The sequence below is a fragment of the Pseudomonas sp. 05N433 genome, from assembly GCF_056396925.1.
In genome coordinates this window covers 134,052-147,424 of sequence record NZ_JBFTML010000017.1, presented here as the reverse complement: position 1 = coordinate 147,424, position 13,373 = coordinate 134,052, and the positions used below count along the sequence as shown (strand labels likewise).

Here is a 13,373-nt window from a genome sequence, read left to right as displayed (position 1 = left end):
CATCGATAAAGGGCTGGCCAGCTATGCACGATACGCCGTCAATCCGGAACACTCGCTTGCGACACTACTTTGCCAATATGGAAAAACCACCGGAATTATCAACGGCATAATAGCCGAACACTTGCAGGTGGATGAAGGCATAAAAATTTTCAACCCTGAAAGTATTGTCGTGTGTATGGGGTTTCAGGAAGCTGCGACCTTGACACTGCTATCAATTTTTGAAGGAGGTGGTGTTTTATTAGTGCCTGACCCTGTGTTTTCCGGAATAACGGGGATTGCGAAATTATTAAGAATAAAAATTGTACCCGTTCCCGAGGACACCTTCCTCGATCCATCTGCCCTGCGCAAGGTAGCTGAAGATCTTGAGTCCAGGGGGGAAAAGGTAAAAGCGCTGTACGCGATTTCAGATTTTAGTAACCCTACTGCTAACAGCTTGTCCTATGAAGACAGAAAGGCCATGCTCTCCTTGGCCAATGAAATGAATTTTTTTATCCTGGAGGATAATGCCTACAGCTACTTCAGGTACGAGGGAGATAAAATCCCCTTGATGAAGTCAATCGACAGTAGTCGAGTATTCCTTCTTGGCTCTTTTGCGAAGTCAATTTTTCCGGGATTGCGTATGGGCTATGTAGTCGCCCCGGAGAACGCTGGGGTGATTTCCTTTAGCGCCAGATTATGTAAAGCCAAAAGCTTGATCACCGTCAATACACCTGCCCTGTGCCAGGCAATTGTCGGAGGTTTGCTGATAGAGAACAATTACTCTTTAAAACAGCTTAATCAACCAAGAGTGTTGTCTTACAGGCAAAAAAGAAACCATATGATTGAATGCCTTGAACGTGAATTCCCGGTCAAGGCTGGTTCTGAAAGAAGTGTCACCTGGAACCATCCAGAGGGAGGTTTTTTCATCAATGTACAGTTGCCCTTCACCTTTGAATATTTTGAAATGTGCGAGTGCGCCAGGAACTTCAAGGTTATTGTATTTCCCACTTCCTTGTTTTCGCTGACGAATCAGGCTGTCACTCAGGTCAGATTGTCGTTTAGCAATGCGACAGAATCAGAAATCAAACAAGCGATAGGCAGCCTCAGGGCGTACATTGAATCCAGAATTCAGTAAAGCATCCTCCCGTCAAACCGTAGGGGATTGATGCCAAGGCTTACTCATCAGCCAATAAGAAATAAGCCTTGCCTCATTTCCCTATTAAGCTGCTGTGGCGAGCATAACGCCAGTGGCTACTTGGTAGGCACCCAGAATGGTTATGGTTGACCCGGAAAAATAGTTGATCAACCTGAGCTTTGATTGGGAGATTCTGGTCTTGAATATGGAGGAGAATCCGCTCAACCCCAGCCACCAGACAGCCGAGCCTAGAAATATACCTGTCACCATAGGCAGTACTGAGTGCTGACCGCTTTGATCATTAGCCATGCCGTCGCTCATGGCAGCAAATATCGCAATAAACGACAGGATGGTCATTGGGTTCGACAGTGTCAAAAACAGTGTACTCAAGTAGGCTTTTAACAGGTTGGCTCGTTCACCTGCCAGGGCTGTTGAGCTCGCTTTCGATTTTATTGTTTGATAACCAATGTACGCGAGGAACATCCCCCCCAAAATACACAACCATGGCTTAAAGCTAATGAGTGTCGCTATGATGACCGTGATTCCCAGCGCACCGACAAATCCATAGATCGAATCGGCTGTGGCCGCCCCTAACCCTGTCGCGAAACCTGCTCTCCATCCAAGCGCAAGGCTCCTCTGTATGCACAACAGCCCAATGGGTCCCACAGGGGCTGCGATACAAAGCCCAATGATCATCGACTTAATGAAAATCAACATAAATGCACCTCCGCAATTGATGCTTAAAGGTTAGGAGAAGTACATTTTTTTATGAATTAATTATTAATTCCCATAGAGGTTTTTTTGATAATTTTGTAAGAAGTATTCTTATCTTTCCTTCATTATTAAGGTGCACTCTGTGATGAGCCTTACTAAACACGATCGGGATGCCATTCGCCTTCGACGATGACACCGGCCAGGACGTTGCAGGCATTCCTGGACGACTCGGGTTTTGAAGGGCTTTGGATAAGAGGTTCGTTAGCGCATGGCGATCCGCTTGTGAGGCTAAAAATGGTGTCCACTGGGTCCATCCATATGACAGGATAGTTCGCGCAACTTGCACCGGGATCTGTTTACCAACGCATTCAAGATCGGCCCGCAAGCCCCAGAACCGCTCATGCATTCAGCCTGCGTCGCCTTCGGCATGGAGCGTCTGCTGTTGTCGCTGCTGGCGCAGATTGGAAATCCCGACACACTGCTGGCTCTTTTACGCGATGTGTTGGGCGACCATTGCGGCAGCCGCGAGACAAAGGAATGTGAATATGCGGCACTGGTTTGACGCAGGGGTGGCGAAAAGAATCGCCATCGTCTCGTTTCCGTTGATGGGGACGATGGTCGGCAATTTATTGATGATGCTTGTCGACAGGCTATGCCTGGCACACTACTCACAAGATACGCTGGCCGCCTCCGGTCCAGCAGTATTCACGAGCATGGCGATCATCGCTTTCTTCTGTAGCACCGGAGGCGTGTCACGTTCCTTTATTGCACAGGCGAATGGTCGATCGGGGCTCAGCGAGGCTTGGAATGAAGCCGCACTGGGGCTGCTCCTTGGTATTGCCTGCGGTGCCCTGCTGTTTGTCGCCGCCCCGTTGATCGCGATGATCCCACAGCTCAGCTCCCGCCCACCGCAGATTGTCAGCCTCGAATCGCAGTACATGCTCTGGGCGGCGATCTTCGGCGGCGTAATGACGATCGACACAGCGCTGTCCTCATACTTCAACGGTGTGGGTCGAACCCGCGAAACGCTCATGGTCGGCATCGTTGGTCAAGTAGTCGACTCAATCTTCACCGTCGGCCTGGTCTTCGGAAAGTTCGGGCTGCCCGAAATGGGAATGGCCGGAGCCGCTATCGGTACATTGATCGGCACTCTGTCCATGCTGACGTGCTACGCAGTAATGCTGCCTCGAGAAATCTGGCTTGAGTTGATGAACATCTTCATTGCCCGTAGCGAGCGCCTACTGCCTCGGCTGTTTTTCCGGCTGCGTAGAGGTGTTCCCAGTGGCTTATCCGCCGGAGTGGATCAGCTCGGCAACACTGCATTCATCTGGATAGTCGCGGTACTGGGCTCTAGCGCGCTAGCGGCAAACAACGTCAATCTGACGATCAATTACCTGGGCATCATCCCGATCATCGGTTTGGGTATTGGTTGCAGCATTCTGTGCGCCACTGCAGTGGGCAAGGAGCAATACACTGAGTTGGCAACGATCCTACGGGTGACCGTGACCATCGAGCTGTTCTACGTTCTGCTGGTTTCCACCGTTCAAATCACTTTGCCACAGGTCTTGCTCAAGGCTTTCGGCGACTTGGGGCACAACCCGGAGATCGTCGCCCTGGCCATCGATACACAACGCGTACTGTGGACATTCTCCGCCGCCTTTGTCTTCTCTATGACGGGTGCAGCCGTCTTGGAGAGTATTGGCATGGCCAGATTTTCGCTGGTCGTGCGCCTGGTTCTGATGTGGTTTATAAGCATTCCGTTGATCTATTACGTCGCAATGAGCAATCGCGATGTGCCGTCGTCGCTGATGACATGCTGGGTCATCGGTTCGGTGTTCGAATTTTCGATTGGCGCAATTTATTTCTGGCGAATCGCCAAAGCCATTCGAGGGGCCGAAAACCGTCTTCACGCCGATCCTCATCCGGCGAGCGAGAGCGCCCTATGAACCTGAATGAAGTCATTCGTTTCGCACCTTTAGCGATCAACTGCTTTACAGGAAGTCTGGCACAACTATCCAGACGAGGCGGTGTCCTCATCAATGAAGCACAACTGCTTGAGGCCAGCGACGGCTACCTCTGTACCGCGCAGGCCTCGATGAATGGGGCATGCCCGAATACACCTTCGCGATTGAAAACGTCGGGCTTCGTGCTTGCAAGGCATTAGGCGGCAGAGTTGACCCACACGACTACGCCGGCGTGCTCGATCAGTAGCGTCTTGAGTTGCGTGACCCAATCTGTACCGATCGCCAATCGCGCAAGTAGCTAAATAGAGGAACTGCTTGCATACCCAGCAAGGAATCAGGCTTCCTTCAACAACCCTCGCACCATCGACCCAATTGCAGAAGAACCATTCCTGCTGGTCGATTTCCGGGCTCCCGTTGGCAAGTTCTCAAACCCTGTACTACTGTCATCTCGTGCTGGATGCTCGGGATCGTGGACGTTCGATCTCCCCCAAGGTCATGGAATGAAGACCCCATCGTGAACACGCACGTGTTCCAACCGCTGTGCATACGACGTGTACGACGAGCCCAATGTGGCTCCGGTTCACAGGGAGGTGCTTATGGTGGCTTCAGGTCTAAAGCCTCGGCAGCAAATGCTGAGTATTCGCCAATGCATTGATACAAAGCACTCTGCTTTTCTCCCCTACCTCCCCTGGCATCCCCGCTCCAGATTTCAGCCCGCTAAGTACCAGTAACTGAGCATGCGCAGCGTGCACTACCTGAGCATGTGCCTGGTTTATAGGAATGATTGGTAGTGCAATGGATCCAGTGGCTATGAATGGATTTCGCTCTGCGAGATCAATGCACTGCCAAGGCAAACAAGCAGTGGTCATTATATACATTAGGAGTGATCGCATAGTGAGTAACATAACTGTATTCAAGTTTCGGGGACAGTATTTAATTGCTCTATGGATGTGCGTCACCAGCGGTTTATGCATTTTTTTAGGAGGGATATGGATTAAGAGTGACGGTGCATTAGGAGGCGGGATATTTTTATTAATATCCTTATCTTTAACCATATTAGTTGGAGGATTGATCTTAGCTGGACGCTCAGTTCTATCCATTGATGATCAGTGCTTATCCAGACAAATTTTTGGTAAAACCTGGCAAAAAATAAAATGGGAAAATGTCAGCTTAATTACTGCCTTCCCTGTATCTAGCATGCGCGGACTTAATGCCAGAGGATTTAATATATATCCTACAACAAAACCAACATTCCGGATTACTCCATCAGGGAAGATCACATTCACCGACCAGCTTGAAAACATTTCAGAGCTCATCGCTCTTATAAACGACTACGCCAGCCAGAAAAAAATACCAATTAAAATCAGAAAAACATTGTTCGACGAGCTAAAACCCTCAGACAAATTATGAATAATTTCAATATAACAAGCCGACACTCCTGAGGCTTCTGCTGGAGTGCAAATCGCCCAACAGCCAGCAGTACACTGGGCGGAAAAATGATGGCACGGGTGTCTATTATTATCGGGCACTCTCCGGGATTTGGGCGATTTATCTCGGGAGATTCGATTGGCCTTGCGGGTGGGATTAATACGTACGTCTATGTCAGCGGCAATCCGTTACGTTACAAAGATCCGCAAGGTAAATGGCTAGTCGGTGCAGTAACCGGTGCAGTTATTGGCGGGATCAGTGGCTATGCTAGCGCGTTTGAAATCGGTGGCGATGAGACTGATGCTACTTGGGCTGCTTTATCGGGGGCGCTAGCTGGCGCTGCAGTCGGCGCGATTGCGCCTGAAAGCCCATGGGCTCCTGCTGCAACCAGTGCTGCAGGCGGAGCTGTAGGTGATTGGGCTGGTCAAAAGTTATCGAATCACGCTAAAAGCAAAGAGAATGCTTGTATCCCTCAAGGTAAGGTAAATTGGGGGAGAGGTAGTAGGCGCGGGTATCGGCAGCGCGATTGCCGGCTTGGCGCAGGGCAAAGGAATCGCCGCTGCCATCCTCAGTGGAGAACTAGGCTTTATGGGCGGCGCTGCAGGAGCCGGCATCTGTAATCAGCTTGGAAAATAATTCCACCATGAATACTTGGCACGATAAGACGTTTGGCAGGACCGGCATATGGATTTGGCTTCCTGGAATAAGCCCTATTGTTCTTTTGGGAGTTTTTATTTTTCTTGCTTCTCCATACTATTACCTACAGGACTTTATAGGAGGTGGGATATTATTAGGCCTGCCTGCTGCTTGGGGTATATTCTACATTTCCCAGGTCCGAACAGTACTGCAAGAAATTTCGCTGGATGATGATCGTATTTTAGGGAGGTTGTATTTCGGTAGACACATAGAGATCAAGGCGCCTGACATTAAGTCAATATCTTATTATCCGATGACGTGGAAAATCCGACAAGTCAACCTATTTGACCGAAATAAGCCCGGCATCAATATTGAGCTTCACAATGGCAGAATACTGCGAATAAATGCAAAAACCGAAGGGTTCGCCAGTTTGGTAGAAACATTAAAGGCGTTTGCTAAAGCATCCGACCAAATTTTTTGCAGCCTATAAAATAACTGTGATTTCTCCTCAGCACCACTCATATGGTGTCGTTCATAAATGTCGCAACTCCAAATCCAATAACGGGTACAGTTTTTGGCTGGTCGGGAACTGCTAGCTTAGATCGACATGGGAGCTGGTACGAGAGTGTATTAGGTGCAGGACTTGGAAAGTCTGCTAATATTATAATTGGAAGTATTACTACATATGGAATTCGTACATAATCTCATAACACCTGCCCCAGCAACATCCATGACTGCTATCATCAACAACGTCAATACTCCTCAGTTTGGTACGCAACAGTAGTGTGGTCGACAGGGTGATAATCATGATGCTCATCAGATTTTTATGCACTCGCTCCCTGATCTTCTTAGTCTTGTTGTTCGGACTTGGATTGGGATGTGTGTCACTCTCTCAGGCTTCGGCATACGGAAACTGCCCTCCCGAAATGAATAGCCAAGCAGGGTCTTTTTTAGTTGATGCACGTGGAGATTGGCCCTCCCTTTTCAAGCATCAGAGAGTCTTCGCTTCTTGTGATGATGGTGAGCTTGGCGAGGGCTATTCTGAAGCAGTGGCGAACCTCTTCGCCCAAGGATGGGATCAGTTCGATACATTTGTTGCACTTGCAGAAACACACCCTGACTTTCAAAATTGGGCGATACGACATATCGATGCGACTGTCTCAGATGACGACCTAAATAGAATCATATTAAATTCCAATACATGCATTAATAATGCACCGGTGGAAAAACTTTGCAGGGTTATTCGACAGAGTGCTGAAAATGCCCTGATGGAATCTGCACGGATGCGACGATAAAATTTGGGGATAGGTTCTACGCCTATGTCAGCGGCATCCTTGCTGTATGACGCCAACGGCAATATGACCAGTGACGCTCCTGGTACGGCGCGCCGACTTTGTATCGTTACAAAGGAAATTAACCGATGAGCATTCCAAACATTAAGATCTTCATGATTGCAATTTCGTGCTTATTGCCGCCATTGACTGCATGGGCCAAATCACCCTGTGATGGTATTGACCGACGTTTAAACTTATCTGAAATACCGAAGCTACGCATAGAGGTGGGACATCAATTAAATGTCGACAACGTAGAGATTTTACAATCTTTTAAAAGCCTTAGCTGGACGATTTTGTATGCAGCCTCAGATGAGACTGACCCTGCATTTCTATTTTATTCAGACAACCCAATCAACCATCACTTTATAACTCTATGGAGTGGCGGAGCGAAGCCTGATGAGGAGCAAGCTATTAGTTCATGGCTTCAGAAAAACGCCAAAGGCATTCCTACCAATCTAGCGCAATGTTTTGTATGGCACGTGACGAAAGATCGAGACATGTAAACAAATCTCCGCTCGAAAAGCTAAAACATCTTTCCCCATGCTGGGGGGGAAGATCGATAATTTAGGCCACATCAAACAAGGTCAAGCCCGAGTCCCCACATTGCTTTACGGTGAGGGCGGCAGTTGTCAAATATACGCCCCCAAGCGACAATCAGTTGCACTGGCAGCTAATGCACCCGATTAGCCCCGGAACTCCGCATTCCACCGATCGCCTTGGTGACACAATAAACACCATGAATAGAACCAACAACATTATCAGCCCTGATGGAACTGGAAGAATTACAGCATCTGCTAGTCCAATCGAATGACTTGTTTGACGACGAATGAGAACACCCTGCGTACGGGGATAATTCTCTTGAAAGGTGGTGCGCCATGATCATAAAAAAGTCGACACTTGAATTTTTGTTTACGCTACTCATACTTACAAGCTTAGGCATGCCAGCTTCGGGGAGTGATAGTTCACCCCATTGCCGAGAGGCAGTTATGATGTTTTTAACCACTCCAGAAAAGCGTACTCTTATTGCATTATCAGAAGCTAGCGAAACTGAATGCTGGTCGGTTATCGAGCAGTCGAACAGCAACCTCAACCAATTGATGCATTTGGTTGAACAAGGAAATGATTGGAGCGCTCAGTATTTAGTTGAGCACTTAAGAGTGCTAGATGGCGGAAATTTAGAAGATTCACTTTTAGCGCTGGGGTTATTTTCTGACCACCATATGGAACGCTTATTGATTTTCGCGAAGAAAGGACAGCTCTCAAAGCAGGAACTCAGTGACACCTTAACCATGCTTCCACTTTCATTGAGTGATAATCCAGCGGGCCAATTGGATTATCTAAAAGCAAGAAGAAATCGAGTGATGCGTGTAACGATAAAAAATCTATCTGAGCAGAAGGCTCTAGCACTTAGCACTATCGATAATTTTGAGTCCGAGATCAGGTCAAAAAACCCGCAACTCATTGAAAATCCTCAGCATTAGATTAGTGCTTTCATCACCCCCAAGCTCTACATCAAACTGGGCCGAGCCTCAATGTAACCGCCTTGAAGGTTCGCCAAGCCAGAAAGACTACTGTAAAAGAATTCTCGTCAGCAGCCAAGGCAGTGAGACGATCCTCTCTTCGAGTGGATCGAGGATCAATCCCCTTTCGCATTTTCAGTCAAAGGCATATGTACATCTCCTCGTCTCGATCGATTGAGGAAAGATGTACGGGTTCCAGCAATGCGTCATCTATCTGAAAACCGGCATGCCCTGGGATCGGATTTCGACGTACGTTTTAATGTACAAAAAAGCGTGGCTGGGGTTGGTTCTCAGTAGAAATCACTGGAACGAAAAAAGAGGCAAAAGCCTCTTTTTTCAATGCTGACAACAAAATAACGCGCAAAAAAAACGCCACTCAATGAGTGGCGTTTTTCTGTATTTGGAGCGGGAAACGAGACTCGCATCTGGCGTCCGACCCATTGAAATCTAAGGGGTTTATTTTCTAGCCAAAGCAGGAAAAGACTCAATTCTGGACTTGTTTTTGGGGTGTTTCAAGAGCGAAAAAAGGGTAATTCTAAGAAAGGCTATTGGATTCTACCTATAGCCAATGTCATTTTCACAGGATCAACAGGGTATAAGTCCCCTCCGAAAAGACGTCCCAACCTCCCCCGTTCACAAGTCAACTCACAACCGACGAGTATCGGCCACCGCAGGCAACTCTGACTCTGTCAGATCGGGATCGTTATCAAGCTCATCACGCGAAGAAAGGCCCACTCCTCTGTAAGCGTCTGGCAAAGCCATCTGGTCATCCCTGCGGAACCAGGGGCATGGGTTTGACTCCGATGGTAGGGCCAATGATGGTGCAGTAAGTGGCCCTCATGCGACACTCCCCGCCCTACAAATCAGGGAGCGTGTTGACATGGTGCGTTTGCTTGCAGTTTCAGGGAGTCTTCGCGAGGCCTCCTCCAACTCAGTGCTATTGCGTGCAGCTGAGGTTCTCTGTCCCAAAGGGCTGTCGATAGCGCATTATCACGAGGTTGGCCAGTTACCTCATTTCAACCCGGATTTCACGGAAACTCCTCCTGAATCCATCATGGGCTTACGCTTCAGTATCGCCCACGCGGACGGCGTTCTGATCTCTTGCCCTGAGTACGCTCGCGGAATTCCCGGCTCATTCAAGAATATGCTGGACTGGCTCGTTAGCTCTGAGGAGTTCCCAGGCAAACCCGTTGCTCTTTTCAACGCTTCACCTCGGGCTTCGCACGCGCAGGCGGCACTGCGGCTGGTTCTGGAAACAATGTCGGCTTGTATCGTGGAGGAAGCATCAATATCCGTAAATTTGCTTTCCACGGAATTGAGTGCAGAGACCATCGCAAATGATCCAACGATCCGCCCACTGATAGTTTCCGCACTTGAAGTATTCAAGCAGCAAATCGATGGCAAAAAAAGCGGGCTATCTCCACAGAGATTCCGCTAGTTAAGTCGATGGCAAGCGTTTGGGCGTCGGTGGGTGGGTGACGGTGCCCAGTTATGTGGCAACAATTCAGCGATTTCACTAGCCCGCTGCGTAGGCAATCGCGTCAGCACGTCCTTCAAATAGGCATACGGATCATGTCCATTGAGCCGTGCCGACTGGACAAACTCATGATCGCCGCTGCCCGTTTGCCGCTGCGTAGCGACCCTGCGAAGAGCCAGTTCTTGCGTCCAAGAGCCCATGGTCGGATCTGGTTCTCGGCCCAATTGTTGTCAATGGGTACGACCCCGTCATCGAGGTAGCGCGACAGCGCTGCCCAGCGTTTCAGGCTGTAATCCAGCGCTCTGCTGATAGCCGAACCTTCGGGCACGAGATCACGCAGGGCGATCATCCAGGCATGCAGCATATCCATAACCGGTGCGGCCTTTTCTTGCCGTATTCGGCGCCGTAAATCCGGCTCTAGGTCGCGGACTTCGCTCTCGATTTCGTAAAGCAACTGGATATAGCTCAGGGCTTGCTCGGCGAGCGTGCTCTTGTTGGTGGCATGTAGTTCGAAGAACTTGCGCCGCGCATGGGCCATGCAGCCGATCTCGGTTATGCCGAGTTCGAAACTGGCCTTGTAGCCGCCAAAATCATCACAGACCAACTTGCCCTTCCAACCTTGCAGGAAGTTGCGAGCATGCTCTCCCGCGCGGCTGGGGCTGAAGTCGTAAACCACCGCTGCCAAGTCCGAGAACTGGCTGGTGGCGTAGGCCCAAACATAAGAACGGTGGGTTTTCTTCGAGCCCGGAGCGAGCATCTGCACGGGTGTTTCATCGGCGTGGATGACCTGCTGCCCGAGCACTACGTCGCGTAGCGCATCGACCAGAGGTTGCAACTGCACGCCCGTCATGCCAACCCATTGAGCCAACGTTGAACGTGGAATCGCCAAGCCAGCTCGACCGAAAATCGACTCCTGGCGGTAAAGCGGAAGATGATCGGAAAACTTGGCGATCATGACGTGGGCAAGCAACCCTGCGGTCGGGATGCCCTTGTCGATGACCTGCGCCGGAACGGGTGCCTGGATCAGTGTTTCGCAGTCATCGCATACCCACTTGCCACGGACATGGCGTTCAACGGTAAACACGCCTGGCGTGTAATCCAGCTTCTCGCTGACATCTTCACCGATGCGCTTGAGTGCGCAGCCGCATTGGCAGTGAGTGTTGTCAGGCTCGTGATAGATCAACGTGCGTGGAAATTCGGCTGGCAACGCATTGCGTTTGGGCTTTTGCTTTTTCTCGGTCGCCGCTGGCACTGTTTGCAAGGCCAGAAGCTCCGCTTCAATCGCCGCGATATCGGTATCGATCAGATCATCGAGCAAGCTCGCCTGCTGCGGATTCAACTGCTCGCTGCGCTTGGCAAACTTCAAACGCTTGAGTTGTGCGATCTCCTGAGTCAGCTTCTCGATAACCGTTTGATCGCGGTTGATCTTCTTGCCCATGGTCTCGACCGTCTTGCCCATCGTCTCGACTTGCTGGTCGAGTGTCTCGACACGCTGTATCAACTGCGCCGCCAAGGCGCGCAGTTGTTCAGGATTCAGGTGGTCGAGATTGGGGAGAGTCATGGTGCCGATTTTGCCGGAGCAGGCAGTTCGCGGCGATAGACCGATGGGCTAATGGCAACCGTTACAGCAGTGTGATCGCAGCACCAGAGCCCACGCGTTGCCAAGGCAAGCCCAACACCAAAGCCTGGAGTTGCTCGGTATCCAGCTCCATTTCAGAACCATGACGAATGCCTGGCCAGTGGAACTTGCCTTGATTCAACCGGCGAGCAGCCAGCCAGACGCCAAACCCGTCATGCACCAAAACTTTCATCCGAGTGGCGCGGCGGTTGGCGAACAGATAAGCACAGTGCGGCTTCGCCGCACCGAACACTGCGATCACTCTGGCCAACGCTGTCTCGGTACCGGCGCGCATATCCATTGGCTCGGTGGCGAGCCAGATGGAATCGACGCGAATCATCGCAGCAGATCTCGAAGAAAGGTTGTGCAAGCAGCGGCACTTTCAGTTGGCCAGTTCACTTTGACGGTGCCGCGCGGATGCTGGATTTCAACGCAGATATTCGACGATGCAGGTTGCAAATTTGCGCCGGCCAGTTGCATGGGTAACGGAATAAATGCAGGTTGCAGCGCCGTGTTTTTCTGCGTTTGTACCCGAATCCATTTGTGGACGAGGTTTGCGTTGAGGCTATGGCTGAGGGCAATGCTGGCAATCGAAGCGCCGGGCTGGGCACACTCTTGAATGACCTGAGCCTTGAAGGACTTGGAATAGGAACGGCGTGTTGGCTGCATGAAATACCCGCTTAAAAGGCTAGAACTGGTGCCCACTTAAATTTAAGTGCACACCATGTCTTGGCTTTGCGGGGCTTGGTAGGTGATTTGGCCGGACGGATACACTCCTCTCAGGCAAGTGCCGACAAGGTAAAATGAGTGGACATCAGCTAATGACGGCCCCTTTAGGGCCACTGGCAATTAGACTGGCACCGCAGGCGGTTTTCATACCGTCCAGTGCTATTGGAGTCCCATCGACCGAGTAAGTGCTACTGCCCTCGGCGATGGGAAAAACGCCCTTGCACAGGGGGCAGCTGACCTTATGGCCGACACCGGCAATGGGTTTACCATTGAGGTCGGTTTGAGAGAACGCTTCAAGCACCACACCACCATGACTGGTGGAGTCGCCGAGGCGGATGATGTCTTTCATTGAGTCACTCCTTTGACGAGGGGATTGGCTGCGGGCATCGATTAATGAACTGGCGAGCGGCTTAAAAAACCGATTGCTTTCCGGCTCCCTCTTTTTTCGTTATTCAACCATCCAAACGTCTTCATACCCTTCGGTATCGATGATGAATTTCGAACCTGTAGGCAGACAGAGATAATTCACGGCCTGCGGCAGCATTTCTCTCAAATGGTGAACGTGAACTGCTTTGTAAAAGTCATCCCTCGCCGAATACTCACCGCAATGAATAAACCAACTCACGCTCCCACCTTCCGGCAATTGAACCCTGCTGCCGTAAATGGGTGACTTGCCAAGCGACTCGATGGCTACGGCCACCATGTCTTCTGGAGGAAGCACTGACAACCCATGCTTTTCACAGATCCTTTTCTGTGACGGGTCGGGATAAACCGGTGCTATCTCGCCTACAGCAGCCCCTTGGTTGGCCAATACGTCCACTAACAGTTCGATTTGCACG

General features: G+C 50.3%; 16 protein-coding genes and 1 pseudogene. 11 read left to right on the top strand and 6 right to left on the bottom strand.

Features of this window, described 5'->3' with window-relative positions; genetic code table 11:
* Positions 1 to 1,114: aminotransferase-like domain-containing protein (locus tag AC1DIS_RS12025; protein WP_477780888.1), on the top strand; the 1,114-nt coding region annotated here is incomplete at its 5' end.
* A gap of 84 nt (positions 1,115 to 1,198) precedes the next feature.
* Here the strand turns inward: AC1DIS_RS12025 and AC1DIS_RS12020 are convergent.
* Positions 1,199 to 1,831: a LysE family translocator gene (locus AC1DIS_RS12020; RefSeq protein WP_018927726.1), complete on the bottom strand. Its 633-nt coding sequence runs from the start codon at positions 1,829 to 1,831 to the stop codon at positions 1,199 to 1,201.
* Between the two features lie 337 nt (positions 1,832 to 2,168).
* Here AC1DIS_RS12020 and AC1DIS_RS12015 point away from each other — a divergent pair, with 337 nt between their 5' ends.
* From AC1DIS_RS12015 to AC1DIS_RS11970, 10 genes are all read left to right on the top strand, one after another.
* Positions 2,169 to 2,390: a hypothetical protein gene (locus tag AC1DIS_RS12015; RefSeq protein ID WP_018927725.1), complete on the top strand. Its 222-nt coding sequence runs from the start codon at positions 2,169 to 2,171 to the stop codon at positions 2,388 to 2,390.
* Positions 2,374 to 3,774 (top strand): MATE family efflux transporter, encoded by a 1,401-nt coding sequence (locus tag AC1DIS_RS12010; RefSeq protein WP_477748800.1) that lies wholly within the window; start codon positions 2,374 to 2,376, stop codon positions 3,772 to 3,774. Before AC1DIS_RS12015 ends, AC1DIS_RS12010 begins: the two co-directional genes overlap by 17 nt.
* Positions 3,771 to 3,992, top strand: coding sequence for a hypothetical protein (locus AC1DIS_RS12005; RefSeq protein WP_146602943.1), 222 nt, complete (start codon positions 3,771 to 3,773; stop codon positions 3,990 to 3,992). Before AC1DIS_RS12010 ends, AC1DIS_RS12005 begins: the two co-directional genes overlap by 4 nt.
* Before the next feature lie 694 nt (positions 3,993 to 4,686).
* Positions 4,687 to 5,202 carry a hypothetical protein gene (locus AC1DIS_RS12000; protein WP_477743964.1) on the top strand — a complete coding sequence of 172 codons (516 nt, stop codon included), beginning with the start codon at positions 4,687 to 4,689 and terminating at the stop codon, positions 5,200 to 5,202.
* An 86-nt stretch (positions 5,203 to 5,288) separates the two neighbouring features.
* Complete coding sequence (locus AC1DIS_RS11995; protein WP_477743963.1) at positions 5,289 to 5,840, top strand: RHS repeat-associated core domain-containing protein; 552 nt, start codon at positions 5,289 to 5,291, stop codon at positions 5,838 to 5,840.
* 23 nt (positions 5,841 to 5,863) lie between these two features.
* On the top strand, positions 5,864 to 6,346 hold the full coding sequence (locus AC1DIS_RS11990; RefSeq protein WP_477743962.1) for a hypothetical protein: 483 nt from the start codon (positions 5,864 to 5,866) through the stop codon (positions 6,344 to 6,346).
* Positions 6,347 to 6,662: 316 nt separating this feature from the next.
* Positions 6,663 to 7,151, top strand: a complete 489-nt coding sequence (locus tag AC1DIS_RS11985; protein ID WP_477743961.1) for a hypothetical protein — start codon at positions 6,663 to 6,665, stop codon at positions 7,149 to 7,151.
* 125 nt (positions 7,152 to 7,276) lie between these two features.
* Positions 7,277 to 7,693 (top strand): hypothetical protein, encoded by a 417-nt coding sequence (locus tag AC1DIS_RS11980; protein WP_018927722.1) that lies wholly within the window; start codon positions 7,277 to 7,279, stop codon positions 7,691 to 7,693.
* A 372-nt stretch (positions 7,694 to 8,065) separates the two neighbouring features.
* Entirely contained in the window at positions 8,066 to 8,671 is a 606-nt protein-coding gene (locus AC1DIS_RS11975) for a hypothetical protein (RefSeq protein WP_477743960.1), read from the top strand.
* A gap of 919 nt (positions 8,672 to 9,590) precedes the next feature.
* Positions 9,591 to 10,148: an NADPH-dependent FMN reductase gene (locus AC1DIS_RS11970; protein ID WP_477748559.1), complete on the top strand. Its 558-nt coding sequence runs from the start codon at positions 9,591 to 9,593 to the stop codon at positions 10,146 to 10,148.
* Here the strand turns inward: AC1DIS_RS11970 and tnpC are convergent.
* From tnpC to AC1DIS_RS11945, 5 genes and pseudogenes are all read right to left on the bottom strand, one after another.
* Positions 10,145 to 11,748, bottom strand: a pseudogene (gene tnpC / locus AC1DIS_RS11965) (IS66 family transposase). The gene AC1DIS_RS11970 and the pseudogene tnpC sit on opposite strands and share 4 nt — an antisense overlap.
* Before the next feature lie 61 nt (positions 11,749 to 11,809).
* Positions 11,810 to 12,175: an IS66 family insertion sequence element accessory protein TnpB gene (gene tnpB / locus AC1DIS_RS11960; RefSeq protein ID WP_477748558.1), complete on the bottom strand. Its 366-nt coding sequence runs from the start codon at positions 12,173 to 12,175 to the stop codon at positions 11,810 to 11,812.
* The gene (tnpA, locus tag AC1DIS_RS11955) at positions 12,142 to 12,474 is read right to left on the bottom strand and encodes an IS66-like element accessory protein TnpA (RefSeq protein WP_477748557.1); all 333 of its coding nucleotides are present in this window, start codon (positions 12,472 to 12,474) and stop codon (positions 12,142 to 12,144) included. The genes tnpB and tnpA overlap by 34 nt, the downstream gene beginning before the upstream one ends.
* Positions 12,475 to 12,619: 145 nt before the next feature.
* Positions 12,620 to 12,883: a PAAR domain-containing protein gene (locus AC1DIS_RS11950; protein WP_477748556.1), complete on the bottom strand. Its 264-nt coding sequence runs from the start codon at positions 12,881 to 12,883 to the stop codon at positions 12,620 to 12,622.
* A gap of 99 nt (positions 12,884 to 12,982) precedes the next feature.
* Positions 12,983 to 13,372 carry an immunity protein Imm33 domain-containing protein gene (locus AC1DIS_RS11945; protein WP_477748555.1) on the bottom strand — a complete coding sequence of 130 codons (390 nt, stop codon included), beginning with the start codon at positions 13,370 to 13,372 and terminating at the stop codon, positions 12,983 to 12,985.
* Position 13,373 lies beyond the last annotated feature (1 nt).